Source organism: Gordonia sp. 'Campus', assembly GCF_022206305.1.
GTDB lineage: Bacteria > Actinomycetota > Actinomycetes > Mycobacteriales > Mycobacteriaceae > Gordonia.
Map to the genome: position 1 here is coordinate 84375 of NZ_JAKOIW010000001.1, position 15629 is coordinate 100003.

The window sequence follows — 15629 nt, forward strand, 5'->3', positions numbered from 1 at the left end:
AGTGGTCATCGTTGTCTCGGCCATGTCACATCATCTTCTCGAGTAGCTCGATCTTGGTCGGGGGGTCGGTGGCGACGGAGTCGTATTCCGCGGTCACCCGGCCGTCACGGAGGACCACGATGCGGTGCCCGAGACCGAGTGCCTCGTCGAGTGTGTCGGCGAGCACCAGGACTCCGACGTCGCGCGCGGAGAGGTCGCGAATGAGGCGGTAGACGTCTTCCTTCGCGCCGATGTCGAGTCCGCGGGTCGGGTGGTCGAGGATCAGCAACGACAGACTCTCGTCGCGAATCCACTGGGCCAGCACTGCTTTCTGCTGGTTTCCGCCGGACAGCCGGGCGATGTCGAGGTCGGGGTCGTCGGGCCGGATGTGCAGCTGCCGAATCCACTCCCGCGCCTCGTGCCGAGCGGCCGCCGCGCGGCTCCCACGACCCCGGACGGGATGGGTGAGGCAGATGTTGTCGGCGACCGAGGCGCCGGCGATCATGCCCTCCGACCGCCGTTCGGCGGGCAGGTAGGCAACCCCCGCCGCGACAGCCTTTCGAGGTGAGGCCGGGAACAGACCGGAGCCGCCCACCGACACCGATCCGCCGCGTGCGGGCGAGGCTCCGAAGACCGCCCGGGCAAACTCCTCCCGCCCGGAGGAAGCGACACCCACCATGCAGACCACCTCGCCGGGCCGCACCGACAACGACACGTCGTCGACGCTGCCCGCGACCGTCACGTTGCGCGCCTCGAGCACCGGGGCCGCCTGCCGCACCGGAGTCCGCCGGTCGGTGCAGTAGATCTCGTCCGCGGCCTCCTTGCCGATCATCATCGAGTAGAGCTCACGCTCGTCGACGTCGTCGGTGGGCCGCTCGCCGACGAGCTTGCCGTCGCGCAACACGTAGACACGGTCGGAGAACCGGAGCACCTCGTCCAGACGATGCGACACGAAGATCACCGAACCGATCTCGCGGAGCGCCAGGACCCGTCGGTGGAGGATCTCGATGTCGGCCGGCTGCAGCACCGAAGTCGGTTCGTCGAGGACGAGCAGCGGTGCGTGCCCCGCGGAACGTTCGCTGACTGCCCGGGCGACCTCGACCATCTGACGCTCGGCGAATCCCACGTCCTCGGTGGGTGTGTCCGGATCGAGCGTGGAGTCGACGAGGTCGAGCATGGCCCGAGCCGCCCGGCGGCGGGCGCCGCGGCGGATGAAGCCGAACCGTGCGAACTCCGATTCCGAACCGAGGGTGAGGTTCTCGGCGATGGTCAGGTTCGGGAGGAGGGACTGTTCCTGATGGACGACACCGACCCCGTGCCGGGCGGCGTCGGCCGGGTCCGAGAACACCAGTTCGGTGCCGTCGATCCGCATGACCCCGGCGTCGGGGCGATGGACACCCGCGAGGATCTTCAGCAGCGTCGACTTCCCGGCACCGTTCTCACCGATGAGTCCGATGACCTCGTGCTTGTGCACGGTCAACGAGACATCGTCGAGGACGACGTTCGGTCCGTAGCGCTTGGTGATTCCGTCGAGTTCGAGCAGCGGTGTCATTTGACGACCCTCAATCGGTTGCGTGCGGGCCACCCGGTGGCGATCACCGCGGCGACGATGATCACGCCCTGAGCGCCTTGCTGGACATAGGGACTCGCGCCCGACAACAGCAGGCCGTTGCCCAGGACGACGAGGAGCAGGATGCCGACCAGCGAGTGCAACGGGCCACCGCGGCCGCCGCTGAGCAGCGTCCCGCCCACGACCACCGCCGACAGCGTGAGGAACAGGTTCCCGGAGCCGACGCCGACATCTCCGACGCCGAGCCGGATGGTCGCCAGGACCCCCGCCAGTCCGGACATGACCCCGGCGATGGTGAACAGCACGACCTTGGTCCGCACGACGTTGATGCCGGTCACCTTGCTCACCGCTTCGTCACCGCCGATGGCATAGGTCTGCGTCCCCAGCGGGGTGCAGCGACACAGGAACCAGGTCACCAGGAGCGCGACGACGGCGAACACGACGATGATCGGGATGCCGAGCAAGGACCCCTGCGCCCACTCCCCCAGTCCGGCGTCGGCCAGTTGCGGTGTGCTGGTACCGAACAGCACCGTCGCGACACCGAGGCCGACGAACCAGGTACCCAGCGTGACGAGGAACGAAGGCACCTTCGCCACCGCGTGCAGCACACCGTTGACCAGGCCGAAGAGCGCTCCGACACCGACTGCGATGAGCACCGCGAACAACCCCAGGTCGTTGCCGTTCACGCTGTTGGCCGCCAGGAGGACGAAGGTGAGGCCACTGGCCGCCATCACGCCTTCGATCGACAGGTCGACGCTTCCGATCAGGATCACCAGCGTGGCGCCCATCGCCAGGATCAGCGGGATCGCCGCCTGCTGGATGATCGCGTTCAGGTTGCCGAGGGTGAAGAAGCTGTCCGCGGTGAACGAGAACACGACGCAGAGGGCGAGGAGGGCCACGAGTGGTCCCACGGAACGTCCCCACCGCGACAGCAGCACCGACCTCCCGGTCCGCGTGTCCGATGCCGGCGGTCCGGCCTGCTCGGTCTCCGGCTGCACCGGAGCTGACATGGTCATGTCGAGGTCACTCCTCATTGCTCGATGGGTCGGACTCGATCGGTCCGACGATGCGCGAGAACGGATCCCGGACCGAATCCACGATCTGCTGGTCGGTGGGTCGCTCGATGTGACGCGCCACGTTGTCGGCGGTGATCAGCGTCTGGTCCACGTAGAACTCGCGTTGGAGCTCCGACAGGTCGGACACCTTGCGCTCCCCGGTCGCGATCTGATGGCAGATCGCGAGACCCATGGCTCCGTTGAAGTACGGGTCGGTGGTGTAGGTCGACACCATCTCGCCGCGTTGGATGGCCTCGAGCCCCTCCGGCGTGGCGTCGGCGGCGCTGGCGACCTTGATCTGACCCGCCTTGCCCTTCTCCCGGACGGCTTGCAACGCCCCGAGCGCCATGGCGTCGGTGGCCGCCCAGATCCCGTTGACCTTGTCTCCGTACTTGTTCAGCAGTGTCTGGGTGGTCGTGTACGCCTTGTTGCGATCGAAATCGGCCGGCTGGTTGTCCAGGATGGTGACGCCGGGGTGCTGCGCGATCCCCTCGGTGAAGCCTTGGTAGCGCGTCTTGCTGATCTCGTTGGCGAGCAGACCCTGGATGGCGATCACGCCACCCTTCCCGCCGATGCTCGCGCCGAGTGCGTCGCCGGTGTCGGCCCCCTCCTTGACGCCGTCGTAACTCACATACGACGCCCATCCGTCACCGACATCCCACGGATGCAGATCCGCCGGCTTGCTCCACTGGGTCACCGCACAACCCCCGCTGTTCTGCACCGCCCGAACGATCGCCGGTGTGTCGGCACTGGTGTTCGGGTTGATGTTCAGCAGGACCTTCTTGCCGGTCGCGAGGACCGACTGCAGTTGTGACAACGCGTTCTGCGAGTCGCCGCCGTAGACGATCACCTTGAGATCGACCCCGACCGAGTCCGCGTAGGCCTTGCTGCCCTCGACCCATGCGGCTTCGTACGGGTTGGTCAGCGACCGGACCTCGGAGACCATCAGCAGATCATCTGCGCCGGTTGCCGATTCGTTCTGGGCGCCGGAGCAGCCGGCGAGTGTCGCCACTCCCAGGACAGCGACGGCGGCGGCCGTTGCGTACCGTCTCATCGGGTGGGCGTGGTGGGTGTGTGGCATCGAAACGCACCTCCTGTAAGCGTTTTCTACAGTGATCGGGAACACATGTCAAGGCGGTCACGGTTCCCGTCACCAGGCGCCGCCGGCATAGCGATAGCGCCAGATCAGACCGTAGATTCACTCGGAGACCATCCGTCGGGGGCGCACCCGCCCGGACGACTGCCGCTCTGCCGAGTCGGAATCTGTGTGATAGCGCTTTCTAGGCAGATCGGAAGCCGTCAGCCCGCGGAGCGGAGGAGCGATCGGCTGATGATGAGGCGCTGCATCTCGCTGGTGCCCTCGTAGATCTTGGTGATGCGCGCATCGCGATAGAGCCGTTCCACCTCGTACCCGCGGATGAACCCGTTGCCTCCGTACACCTGTAAGGCGGCGTCGGAGTGGCGGACGCAGGCCTCGGATGCGTTGAGTTTCGCCATCGAGCACAGCACCTCGGCGTCCGGATCCGCCTCGTCGATCGCCCGGGCCGCGGACACCGACAGCGCGGTGGCGGCCTGCAGTTCGGTGGCCATCGACGCCAGCGAGAACGAGATGGCCTGGTTCTCGGCGATGGGTCGTCCGAACTGGCTGCGGTCCAGTGACTGGCGGACCGCGGCGTCGAGCGCCGCCCGGCTGATCCCCAGGGCCAGTCCGGAGATACCCAGGCGCCCCTTGGCCAGGACTTTCATCATGTACCCGAATGCCTGGCCCTCGTCACCGAGGAGCGCCGACGCCGGCAGTTCCACATCGTCGAAGACGAGCCCGCCGACCTGGGAAGCGCGCTGGCCCATCTTGTGTTCGTGGTACGCCCGGCTCACCCCCGGTGTGTCGATGTCGACGACGAACACCGAGATTCCCCCGCGCTTCCCGAGTTCGGGATCGGTGACGGCCAGGACAACCGCGAAGTCGGCGACCGGTGCGTTGTGGATGTAGATCTTCTCGCCCCGGAGCCGCCAACCGTCCGGCGTCCGCTGCGCCCGTGTCGAGATGGAGCCGAGGTCCGATCCCGAACCCGGCTCGGTGAGGGCGTAGGCGCAGCGCTTCTCCGCAGTGAGCATCGGCCCGAGGTAGGTCTGCTTCTGTTCGTCGCTGCCGTAGCTGCTGAGCAGCGAGCCGAGGATCTCGACGAGACCGCACTGGTCGGCGATCGACGCATACCCGTAGGAGAGCGACTCCATGACGAACAAGTAGTCCAGAGCGGTACCGCCGGCGCCACCGTGGTCGTCTCCGACGGTGATGCCGAAGAGTCCGATCTTGCCCATCTCGGCGAAGATCTCCTCCGGAAAGCGTTCCGTCTCATCGAGTTCCGCCGCGATCGGTCGAATGCGTTCGTCGACGAAGTCGGCGACGAGGGCACGCTCGTCGGGTCCGAAGACCGACGTCGGGATGCGGCTGCTCGCGGTACCGGGCGCGAAGGTCATGCGGTCACTCCTTGGAAGATGAGGCCAGAAGGCGAGGACAGAAGGAAGAGCAGGGTCATGGGGATGGACAGTGTGGTCAGGAGACCGGGCACGCGAGCGTCCCGAAGACCGCCGGGCCCATTTGCGACGGGGATACGATGATCGGTCGGAATCCCATGTGCGGGAGTATGTCCCGTTCGACATCGACACCCGGCGCGATCTCGACGAGTTCCAACCCGGCAGTGGTGAGGCGGAACACGGCGCGCTCGGTGACATAGAGAACGCGCCGGCCATGGGCAAGCGCCCGCGAGCCGGAGAACGTGACCTGGTCGACGCTCCGCACGAACTTGGCGGTGGCGCCCTCACGACGAATGCGCAGTTCTCCGTCGACGACGTCGACCGCCAGCCCGCCCGTGGTGAAGGTGCCGCAGAAGATCACGGTGTCCGCACTCTGCGAGATCTCGACGAAACCCCCTGGGCCGTTGATCATTCCGTCGATCCGGCTCACGTTGACCGAACCGCTCGCGTCGACCTGCGCCATGCCCAGGCAGGTGGTGTCGATCAGTCCGCCGTTGATGAGGTCGAACTGGGTGGTCGACGAGTGCATGACCTGCGGGTACCGCGCGGCCCCGAAGAGGTCTCCGGTGAGCGGGCGTCCGCCGATGATGCCCTGCTCGATGACCACGGTGTTCTCGGCCGAACGACCTGCCGCGGCGAGGGCGTCGACGACCAGCGACGGGATGCCGAAGCCGACGTTGAGCACCTCGCCCGGTCTGACCTCCGCCGCGGCACGACGGGCGATGATCCCCCGCGCGCCCGTAGGCAGAGACGGCTCGTGGTCCTCACCAGCGCCGATGGCCGCGGTGCACAGACTCGGGTCGTACTCCCCGGCATGGGTCTGCCACCGCTCGGGTACCAGCACAGCCGTGTCGACGAGGCAGGCGGGAAGGTGGACGAGGTGGGGGTCGAGCACGCCGTCGATGACCCGCTTCACCTCGGCGATGACCCGGCCACCGCACGCGCGCGCAGCCTGGGCGACCGCCAGGGCATCTAGTTGCGCGGCTTCGGCCGCCCAGCCGATGTTGCCGTTGCGATCCATGGTGTCGCCGCGGACGAATGCGACGTCGACGCGAAACGGTTTGTAACGCAGGTATTCCCGCCCGTCCAGCTCGATGAGTTCGACCAGCGCTTCGGCTGCTCGCGAGTTGAAGCGCCCGCCACCGTGCCGAGGGTCGGCGAAGGTGTCGAGACCGACCGTCGTGATCAGGCCGGGCCGTCGCGCCCCGATCTCACGGAACAGTTGACTGATCACCCCACCGGGCAGGGCGTATGCGTCGAGAGCCTCGGTCCGGGCGAGCTCGCGGAGCTCGGCAGACCACGTCCACAGACCCCCGATGACTCGCGAGACCATCCCGGGCCGCGCCAGATGCCCGGTGCCCCCTCCCCGCCGGTCGCCCATACCGAGCGCGTAGACAACCGTCAGGTCCCGGGGCTCACCGATTTCGGCGAACCGCGCCTCGAGAGCGGCCAACAAGGCGTCCGGTTCGAGGATCCCCCCGCCCGCTCCGGTGACCGCGATCGTGGAACCAGACGAGATCCCGGTGACCGCCTCTGCCGCACCGACGAGCACGGGGCGGGGAAACCATTCACTCGTCATTGACCGGCGCTTTCTGTGAGGATCGGGACCAACTGTCCAGTTCTATGGTGTGAAGCGTATCTCACAGAAAGCGCTTTCTCAAGACCTCGTCACATCTGTCTCCGACCGATGAACGAGCGTCGGCCTCGGGTCAGCGAGCAGGGCCGGTCGAATCCCGGAGCACGACCTCGGCCGACAGCGGCTCGGGGGACTCCGGGCGTTCCTCGCTGCCCAGCATCACGTGCATCAGTTCCCATGCCCGCTTGCCGAGGGCGACCTTCGGACTGGTGACGGTCGTCAGGCGCGGTGCGATGTGCCGGGCCAGGACGATGTCGTCGAACCCCGTGACCGAGATGTCCTCGGGCACCGACAGCCCGGCGTCGCGCAGCGCCGAGATGGCGCCGATGGCGCTCAGGTCGTTGAAGCAGATCAGAGCGGTGGGTTCGTGTTCGAGCGCTTCGGGAACCGCGGCGTGAGCACCCTCCACGGTCCCGTCGGCGCTCACATGTGTCACCTGCAGGCCGAACGCGGACGAACTCTGCACCGCCCGCCACCGCTCGCGGTTCTGCCACGCGAATTCGGAACCACCGAGATAGACCGCGCGCGTGTGCCCGAGCTGCGCCAGGTGGCTGCACAACTGCATCATCGGCGTGAAGTTGTCCGCCGCGACCATCGGGAGGTCGACGCCGAGCTCGATGCGGTTCACCAGCACCGCCGGGGCTTGTCGACGGGCGAGCTGTTTGAGGCCCGCGGTGGGGATGCGACTCGACAGCAGGACGAGGCCGTCGACCTGACCGAGCAGGTCGAGCGCGGTGTTCAGCTCCTCGTCCGGATCGCCCTCGGAGTCCGCGACGAGCATGCGATACCCGTTCTCGGCGGCGCCGCGGTGCATCTCGTTGACGACATCGAAGAAATAGGCGTTGCGGAGGTCGGGAAGGATCACCCCGATGTTCCGCAGGCTGCCGATCGCCAGTCCGCGCGCCGCCCCGCTGGGTCGGTATGCCAGCTGTTCAGCCGCTTCGTGCACCCGGTCGGCCAGCTCTTGTTTGACCTTCGACGACCCGCTCATGACGCGAGAGACGGTGGCGATGGAGACACCTGCGGCCTCGGCCACCGTCGCGATGGTCGGCCGCGCGCGCGGCCCGTCCGGGCGCTGTGTCGACATGATGGGCGTCGTCCTCCTGATCGGCTGGGAAACCTCGGTCACGGCTGGTCGATCTGAGAAAGCGATTCCTGATGCTCACGTGGATGGTAACGGGTCGCCGATCCCGGCCAGGGCAACCGCGGCAGCTGCCACCGTCTCGTCGGCCGGCGTTCTCCACCAGCGACTGCTGAGCACCTCCACCTCCACCAGGCCCCGGTAGCCGGTCCGACGGCAGTCGGACACGAAGGAGTCGATGTCGATCGACCCCTCGCCGGGCATGCCCCGGCTGGTGAGTTCGTCATCGATGGGCGTCACCCAGTCGGCGAGCTGGACGGAGAAGACCCGATCGCCGAGGCCGGCGATCTGCTGGCGCAGCTCGGTTTCCCACCAGACGTGGTACGAGTCGACGGCGAGTCCGACCTGCGGGTTCCCGATGGATTCGACCAGGGCGGCGGCCTCCCGCAGTGAGGTGATCGCCGATCGCGTCGCGGCGAGCATCGGGTGGAACGGTTCGATCGCCAGCGCGACCCCCGCGGCGACCGCGTGCGGGACGAGGGCGTCGATTCCCTCTCGGATCTGATGCCGCGCCTCGTCGAGGTCCCTCCCGACCGGCGGGCCGCACACGAGGACCAGACAGTCGGCGCGCAGGGCCCGCGCCTGATCGATCGCACGGAGGTTGTCCTCGAGGCGTTCACGCCGCAGCGATTGCGTGGGCTGCGGGAACATCCCGCCGCGGCAGACGCTGGAGACGCCGAGGCCGGAATCGTGGATACGCCGACAGGCCGCATCGAGGTCAGCGCCCTCCAATACATCTCGCCAGAGACCGACGCCGCCGAACCCGTGCCGTTCGGCGAGGTCCACCACGACCTCGAGCGACGAACCTCGGATGGTCGCGGAATTGAGGCTGCACTCGGAAAGCTCCATGGCTCAGCCGATTCCGTGAGCCGCGAAGTAGGCGCCGGCACGCTGCGCGGTCCGCTCGGGGTCGGCGAACAGCCCGATCGAATCGGCTTCGCGCACGAGGTCGGCCAGATGCAGGAGGGTGCGCCCGGTCTCGAATCCGCCGATCATCCGGAAGTGCGACTGCTTTCCGTCGAGGTAGGCCAGCCACGCGACGCCGACCTTGTAGAAGCGGGTCGGCGAGGTGAAGATCAGCCGCGACAGCGGCTCGGTGGGCGCCAGGATCTCCCGGAACCCCGCCAGGTCGCCCGCGTCGAGGCGAGCGAACGCGGCCGACGCGTACGGACCCAGCGCCGCGAAAGCGCCCAGCAACGCGTCACTGTGCCCGTCGTCGTCGCCAGCGATCATGTCCACGTAGTTGTAGTCGTCGCCGGTGTAGACCCTGATGCCGGCGGGCAGGCGATTGCGTAGACGGACCTCGAGCGCGGGGTCGAGGAGCGATACCTTGATGCCCTTGACCCGGTCCGCGTGCGCGACCATGACGTCGACGACGGTGTCCATCGCGGCGTATGGGTCGCGGTGCCCCCAGTAACCGGCCAGTGCGGGATCGAACACCGCGCCCAGCCAGTGCAGGATGACCGGCCGCCGAGCCTGGGACAACACCTTGTCGTACACGTTCAGATAATCGTCGGGGCCGGTGGCCGCGGCCGCGAGGTGGCGGCTCGCCATGAGGACGCAGTCGCCCCCGGCCGCCTCGATGGCCGTCAGCTGCTCGAGATAGGCCTCGGCGATCTCGGTGAGGCTCGGATGGTCCGTCGTGATCTGGTCCGTGCCGATGCCGACCACCACGCGTCCGCCGAGTTCGCCTGCTGCGCGGAGGGTCCGGGTCGCGAGCTCGTGCGCACCCTGCCAGTCGAGCCCCATCCCGCGCTGCGAGGTGTCCATCGCCTCGGCGACACCGAGCCCGAGCGACCACAGGTCGCGGCGCAGTTCGAGGGTTGCGTCCCAGTCGATCTGGTCGGGTCCCCCGGCCGCGGACGCACGGCAGGGGTCGGCGACCACGTGTGCCGCGGCGAAGACGTCCCGGCTGGCCGGCGGTGCCGACGCCGTCGCGAGCGGTGCGGGTGCTCCGAACGCATGAACCGACGTACCTCCACCGCTCACCGGCAGTCTGACTGTATTCATGAAACTCCTGTAATCGCTTTCTTGCGGATCGGTGTGTGCAGCCTATACGCTCTGAAAAGCGAGGTAAATAGCTTTCATGCCGATCACCTCGATTCAGAAAACAGTTTCTCGCGGTGTGCCGACCCACCGCTCATCTGCAACGAAAGGGCTGCGATGGCCGTAACGACGAGCACCGGCGGGATCCACGAGGGATTGGCCGGCAGGACTGCGATCGTCACCGGCGCGGCCGGCGGTATCGGATCCGCGATCTCCGCTGCCCTGACACGAGGTGGGGTGCATGTCGTCGGCCTCGACGCCGACCCGCGTGTGGACGAGGTCATGACGTCGCTGGGCTGCTCGGCGGTGTGCGGCGATCTCACCGACGCGGCAGTGGGGCAGGCGGCGATCGACCTCGCCATCACCCGCACCGGCCGGCTCGACGTCGTCGTCAACGCCGCGGGCATCCAGAAGCGGACCGACGCCGTCGACATCTCCGACGAGGACTTCCACCGGTTGTTCGAGGTGAACGTGTCCTCGGCGTTCCGACTCATCAGGCAGGCGACCAAGTGCCTCATCGAGACCAAGGGCAGTATCGTCAACATCGCCTCGCTCTCGGCCGACCGGGCCGTACCCGGCATCGTTCCCTACGGCGCGACGAAATCGGCTCTGACGCAACTCGGTAAGGGCCTCGCCGCGGAACTCGGCAGATACGGAATCCGGGTCAACACCGTCGCGCCGGGTTACATCGAGACGCCGATGACCGCGGATGTCCTGGGCGAGGAGGAGTTCCGGACAGCGAAGCTGAATCGCATTCCACTGCAACGTTTTGCCGACGGCGACGATGTGGCCGACGTCGTGACATTCCTGGTCTCCGATGCGGCGCGCTACGTGACGGGTGTCGTCCTGCCCGTCGACGGCGGCTACTCCATCACGTGAGCACCGCCCCCGACGTGGCCTCACGGGGCGCCCGCCCGTGGAATGTGATCGTCGCACCGGATTCGTTCAAGGGCAGCGCGAGCGCGCAGGAGATCGCGGCCGCGATGGCGGCCGGATGGCGCCAAGCCCGCCCGACGGACCGGCTGACGGTGTTGCCGCAGGCCGACGGTGGCGAGGGGACGATGGCGGCGGTCGCCGCCTCGGTTCCGCGAGCGCGCTGGCATGTGGTGGGCAAGCCCGTCTGCGGGCCCGACCGACGCCCGGTCCAGGCGCGGTGGCTCGAACTGCCGGGATCGGTCGCGGTGGTCGAACTGGCCGAGTCGAGCGGCCTGCCCCTCATGGCGCACCCCTGCCCGACGCGGGCCACGTCGAGGGGACTCGGTCAGGTGATCAGGGCGGCGCTCGACGCGGGAGCGCGTCGGATCGTCGTGGGCCTCGGCGGCTCGGCATCCACCGACGGCGGCGCGGGCGCACTGCTCGAACTCGGACTCCGCCTCTACGACGAGAACGATCGCCGCCTCGACATCACTGACGCCCTGGACCTCGGTCGAGTGGCGCGCATCGACTCCACGGGGCTGGCCCCGCTGCCACCCGACGGCGTCGAAGTACTGGCCGACACGACGGCTCCGCTGTGCGGCCCGTCCGGAGCGGCCCACACCTTCGGCGCCCAGAAGGGGGCGGACGCGGACACCCGGCAGGCCCTCGACCTCGCGCTCGGGCACTTCGGCGCACTTGCCGGGCACGCCTTCGGCATCAGCACCGCCGAACCGGGTACCGGCGCCGCAGGCGGAGCAGGCTTCGGACTGCGCGCCTGGGGCGCGTCTCTCGTCCCCGGCGCCGAGCGCATCAATCAGCTCACCGGCCTGACCGCCTCCCTGCGGACGACCGATCTCGTCATCACCGGGGAGGGCTGCTTCGACCGCACCTCGTCGGGCGGCAAACTCGTCGGCACGGTGCTGCGGCAGTGTGCGGCACACGGCGTGCGCTCCCTCGTCGTGGCCGGTCGCCTGATGGCCACTCCCCCAGACCTCGGTGTCGAACTCGCGGCCACGGCCGGGACGGCGGACGCGGCGATCGCTGCACCCTTCACCCATGCCCGCTCGGCGACCAGGATGGTCGCCGAGACCGTCCACGAGCCGACAGCGTTCGGCATGCCAGGAGCGCAGAGCACATGAACCCCACGCCCGAGAACCCCGCCGCACCCGAGCTTCCGTCGAGTGCGATGGCACGTCGTCTCAGGGTCGGCGACTCAGCGACGTTCACCAAGACCGTCGGCGAGTACGACGTCTATGGATTTGCCGGCATCACCGGCGATTTCGCCCCCAACCACATCGACCGCGCCTACATGGAGGCCGGGTCCTACGGCGAACGCATCGCGCACGGCGTCCTCATCCTGGGCCTGTCCTCGACGGCGTCCACGCAGATCGCCGCGCGCTCGGGCGATCGAGCGGTGTCCTATGGCTACGACCGTGTCCGGTTCGTCGCGCCGGTCTTCCTCGGCGACACCGTCACCATCACCTACACCGTCGACCGGATCGACGACGACGAGCAGAAGTCATACGCGTCCGTCGTCGCCACCGATCAGCGTGGACAGACCTGCATGGTCGCCACGCACATCATGAAGTTCCTGCCCCAGCCCGACGACGCGTCCTGACCCCCGAACGCCCCCTTTCCCAGGAGGAATCCCGTGCACACACCCCGCATACTCACCGCCCGTCAGGCCGCCGCTCTCATCCACGACGGTGACACGATCACGGTCAGCTCGTCGTCGGGGCTGGGCTGTCCGGACGCCGTCCTCGCCGGCATCGGACGTCGCCACGAGGAAACCCGATCGCCGTCGGGACTCACCAGCGTCCACTGCATCGCCGCCGGGGACATGTGGGGAATCAAGGGAATCGACCACCTCGCCCGCCCCGGTCTCCTCGACCGGGTCGTCGCCGGTTCGTATCCCTCCGGCCCTTCGAGCGCGGACCCTCCGGCGATCTGGCAGATGATCGAGAACAACGAGATCGAGGCCTACAACCTGCCCTCGGGCGTCCTGTTCCAGGTCCACCGGGCCGCTGCCGCGAAGCAACCGGGGGTCCTCTCGCAGGTCGGTCTGCAGACCTTCGTGGACCCGCGGATCGGCGCCGGCCGAATGAACACCGTCACCCCGAACGCCTACGTGCGGGTCCAGGAGATGGACGGCCAGGAATGGCTGTTCTACGAGGCGATCGTCCCGGACGTCGCGATCATCCGCGCGACCACCGCCGACGCACACGGCAATCTCACCTTCGAAGAAGAGGCGTCGCCGCTGGGCGCGCTCGACCTCGCCTATGCCGCGCACAACAACGGCGGGGTGGTCATCGCACAGGTCAAGTACCTCGCCGAGGGCGGCAGTCTGAGTCCCCAGGCGGTCCGGGTGCCGGGCATTCTCGTCGACGCGATCGTAGTGACCCCGCACCAGCTGCAGACCACCCAGACGCAGTACGACCCCGCCATCTCGGGTGAGATGCGCCGCCCGCTCAGCACCCTCGACCCGGTGCCCTTCTCGCTGGAGAAGATCATGGCGCGTCGTGCCGCCGCCGAACTGCGCTCCGGTGAGATCGCCAACATCGGCTTCGGCGTCTCTGCGCTCGTCCCCCATGTCCTGGTGGAGGAGGGTCTCCCGAAGGCGGTCTCATGGGTCATCGAGCAAGGAGCCGTCGGCGGGGTCCCGTTGCTCGACTTCGTCTTCGGGGTGTCACAGAACCCGGATGCCATCATGCAGAGCGCCGACCAGTTCACGCTCCTCCAGGGTGGTGGTTTCGAGCACTCGCTGCTGTCGTTCCTCGAGATCGATCGCCACGGCAACGTGAACGTGCACAGCCTGCCGAAACGCCGGCACGTGACCGCGGGGCTCGGCGGGTTCGTCGACATCACCACCGGCGCGCCGTCGATCGTCTTCGTCGGCTCGTTCACCGCGGGTCGACGCGACATCGAGATGCGTGACGGTGGGCTGCACATCCGCACGGACGGGCCACACACCAAGTTCGTCACCGAGGTCGACTCACCGACGTTCTCGGGTCGCCGGGCGATCGAGAAGGGGCAGCGCGTCCTCTACGTCACCGAGCGAGCGGTCCTCGAACTGCGTCCCGAGGGCCTCACCGTGGTGGAGATCGCCCCCGGCGTCGACCTCGACCGCGACGTCCTCGCGCGCTCGGAGTTCGAACTGCTCGTGGACCCCGATCTCCGCACGATGTCGTCTGCACTCTTCGCCGCCGAACCCATGGGTCTCACCCTGCAGTCGATGCCGGCGCACCCGCGCGTTCGCGCCCTGGACTGACGCAACAGCGACTGCCCCGACCACCGCGGGGTCTCATCGACTTCGACGCCCCGCGTCCCCTCACGCGACCCGGTACCGCTGATCCTCCAGAACCGGCAGGACCTGTTCCCGGATCCGCCGTTCCGTCGCGTCCCCGTCGATCGGCACGAGGATGACCGCGTCGGCGACCTCCGCGGCATAGATGTCGCGCAACAACGTGAGCAGGCCGTGGGTGGTCCCGACATAGCGGATGGTGCCCGGCGCGGGGGTGCTCCCACCGACGACGGAAGTCACCGAGCCGCCGCCTGCAGGGTTCGACGAGCCGCCTCCGGCAGCGACCTGCGCACGGGCCGCCGACGCGCGGGCGGACGCGGCATCCGAGGCGACCGCCACCTCCACCTCCAGCGCGACCACGAAGTTCGCCTGATCGTGGCTTCCGGCGCGGACCAGTGACCGCGCCCGTTGTGCGTCACGCAGGGTCTCGCGGCGCACGACGATCGGAAACCCCTGTGCGACGGCGTCACCGGCAACCGCAACGCGGAACGCGGGGCGACCGATGCTCACCGTGCTGCGAGGACCGGCGGTCGGCTGGACGGAAAGCTTCTGTGCGTCGAGTTCGATGGTCATCGGTTACCCCTCGTCGATGTCGGGTCGGTGTGGTCGAGACGGTGTCGATCGGTTGCGCGGTGCTCAGGTCTGCGGTGGTCAGGTGTGCGGTGGTCAGGTGTGCGGGCCGTCGGTGGCGTCAACGCTTTCAGGCACCCGTTGATGCCCGCGGCGTCGGCAAGATCCGGCCCGCTCGCTCCGCTCCCGGCGCCGGCCACATTCGGCCCGCTCGCTCCGCTCCCGGCGCCGGTCACATTCGGCCCGCTCGCTCCGCTCCCGGCGCCGGTCACATTCGGCCCGCTCGCTCCGCTCCCGGCGCCGGCGAACCAGTCCGACCGTCCGATCAACACGCCGTAGGAGGAGGCTCTCCCCCTGCCCGCAGCCGAGAACGCCACGTAGTCGATGCCGTGGCTGACGATCGAGATCGGCCGATGGGCGACGAGTCGCTCGGCGTCGACGAAGATCCGCGCGCCGTGGCGATGGGCGATCGACGCGAGGCGGCCGACGGGCAGGACCTCGCCGGTGCCGGCCGATGTCGTCATCACCGCGAGAAGGCACACAGGGTGCGCGGCGAGCTCGGACTCCAGCACGAAGAGCGTGTCCTCGACGGACTCGCCGACCGGCACGACGCGTGCCCGGTCGCGGCCCTGCGGGCCCGCCGGCCATGCGGCATCCCGGCCGTCCCCGGAGGAGAGGACCACGACGTCGCCGGGCGCGATGTGCGCCGCGAGGCCGATGGCGTCGGCGAGGTCACGGGTGACGACGACGGTGTCGTCGACGCGCCCGCGGACGAAGCGTCGCAAGGAGTCTCGAGCATCCTCATGGCGTCGGGTGACGAGCCGCGGGCGTTGCACGACGTCGCCGGTCGCGATGGGGGCCGACAGCACAGCGGTCATGGC

General features: G+C 68.4%; 14 protein-coding genes. 4 read left to right on the forward strand and 10 right to left on the reverse strand.

All coding sequences use genetic code 11. The features are described 5' to 3' along the window. Positions 1-25 precede the first annotated feature (25 nt). The 8 genes from MAY35_RS00405 to MAY35_RS00440 all read right to left on the reverse strand — a co-directional run bounded on the left by MAY35_RS00405 (position 26) and on the right by MAY35_RS00440 (position 9926). Positions 26-1531 (reverse strand): sugar ABC transporter ATP-binding protein, encoded by a 1506-nt coding sequence (locus MAY35_RS00405; RefSeq protein WP_238418651.1) that lies wholly within the window; start codon positions 1529-1531, stop codon positions 26-28. Further along, entirely contained in the window at positions 1528-2565 is a 1038-nt protein-coding gene (locus MAY35_RS00410; RefSeq protein ID WP_238418652.1) for an ABC transporter permease, read from the reverse strand. The genes MAY35_RS00405 and MAY35_RS00410 overlap by 4 nt, the downstream gene beginning before the upstream one ends. Positions 2566-2572: 7 nt before the next feature. Next, positions 2573-3685: a sugar ABC transporter substrate-binding protein gene (locus MAY35_RS00415; protein ID WP_238418653.1), complete on the reverse strand. Its 1113-nt coding sequence runs from the start codon at positions 3683-3685 to the stop codon at positions 2573-2575. A 218-nt stretch (positions 3686-3903) separates the two neighbouring features. Next, positions 3904-5082: an acyl-CoA dehydrogenase family protein gene (locus MAY35_RS00420; RefSeq protein ID WP_238418654.1), complete on the reverse strand. Its 1179-nt coding sequence runs from the start codon at positions 5080-5082 to the stop codon at positions 3904-3906. A gap of 76 nt (positions 5083-5158) precedes the next feature. Then, positions 5159-6718, reverse strand: a complete 1560-nt coding sequence (locus MAY35_RS00425; RefSeq protein WP_238418655.1) for a CoA-transferase — start codon at positions 6716-6718, stop codon at positions 5159-5161. 130 nt (positions 6719-6848) lie between these two features. Continuing rightward, positions 6849-7862: a LacI family DNA-binding transcriptional regulator gene (locus MAY35_RS00430; protein ID WP_238418656.1), complete on the reverse strand. Its 1014-nt coding sequence runs from the start codon at positions 7860-7862 to the stop codon at positions 6849-6851. Positions 7863-7937: 75 nt separating this feature from the next. Then, positions 7938-8765 carry a sugar phosphate isomerase/epimerase gene (locus MAY35_RS00435; protein ID WP_238418657.1) on the reverse strand — a complete coding sequence of 276 codons (828 nt, stop codon included), beginning with the start codon at positions 8763-8765 and terminating at the stop codon, positions 7938-7940. A gap of 3 nt (positions 8766-8768) precedes the next feature. After that, entirely contained in the window at positions 8769-9926 is a 1158-nt protein-coding gene (locus tag MAY35_RS00440; protein ID WP_238418658.1) for a dihydrodipicolinate synthase family protein, read from the reverse strand. A gap of 153 nt (positions 9927-10079) precedes the next feature. Here MAY35_RS00440 and MAY35_RS00445 point away from each other — a divergent pair, with 153 nt between their 5' ends. From MAY35_RS00445 to MAY35_RS00460, 4 genes are read left to right on the forward strand one after another with little or no spacing between them, the layout of a single operon-like run. Continuing rightward, positions 10080-10841 (forward strand): SDR family NAD(P)-dependent oxidoreductase, encoded by a 762-nt coding sequence (locus tag MAY35_RS00445; RefSeq protein ID WP_238418659.1) that lies wholly within the window; start codon positions 10080-10082, stop codon positions 10839-10841. Further along, on the forward strand, positions 10838-12016 hold the full coding sequence (locus MAY35_RS00450; protein WP_238418660.1) for a glycerate kinase: 1179 nt from the start codon (positions 10838-10840) through the stop codon (positions 12014-12016). The genes MAY35_RS00445 and MAY35_RS00450 overlap by 4 nt, the downstream gene beginning before the upstream one ends. Continuing rightward, positions 12013-12495 carry a MaoC/PaaZ C-terminal domain-containing protein gene (locus MAY35_RS00455; RefSeq protein WP_238418661.1) on the forward strand — a complete coding sequence of 161 codons (483 nt, stop codon included), beginning with the start codon at positions 12013-12015 and terminating at the stop codon, positions 12493-12495. The genes MAY35_RS00450 and MAY35_RS00455 overlap by 4 nt, the downstream gene beginning before the upstream one ends. 33 nt (positions 12496-12528) lie before the next feature. Continuing rightward, positions 12529-14145, forward strand: coding sequence for an acyl CoA:acetate/3-ketoacid CoA transferase (locus MAY35_RS00460; RefSeq protein ID WP_238418662.1), 1617 nt, complete (start codon positions 12529-12531; stop codon positions 14143-14145). 60 nt (positions 14146-14205) lie between these two features. Here the strand turns inward: MAY35_RS00460 and MAY35_RS00465 are convergent, their stop codons facing one another. Both MAY35_RS00465 and MAY35_RS00470 read right to left on the reverse strand, forming a co-directional pair. After that, on the reverse strand, positions 14206-14751 hold the full coding sequence (locus MAY35_RS00465; protein WP_238418663.1) for a hypothetical protein: 546 nt from the start codon (positions 14749-14751) through the stop codon (positions 14206-14208). After that, positions 14748-15626, reverse strand: a complete 879-nt coding sequence (locus MAY35_RS00470; protein WP_238418664.1) for an aminotransferase class V-fold PLP-dependent enzyme — start codon at positions 15624-15626, stop codon at positions 14748-14750. The genes MAY35_RS00465 and MAY35_RS00470 overlap by 4 nt, the downstream gene beginning before the upstream one ends. Between the last annotated feature and the right edge of the window lie 3 nt (positions 15627-15629).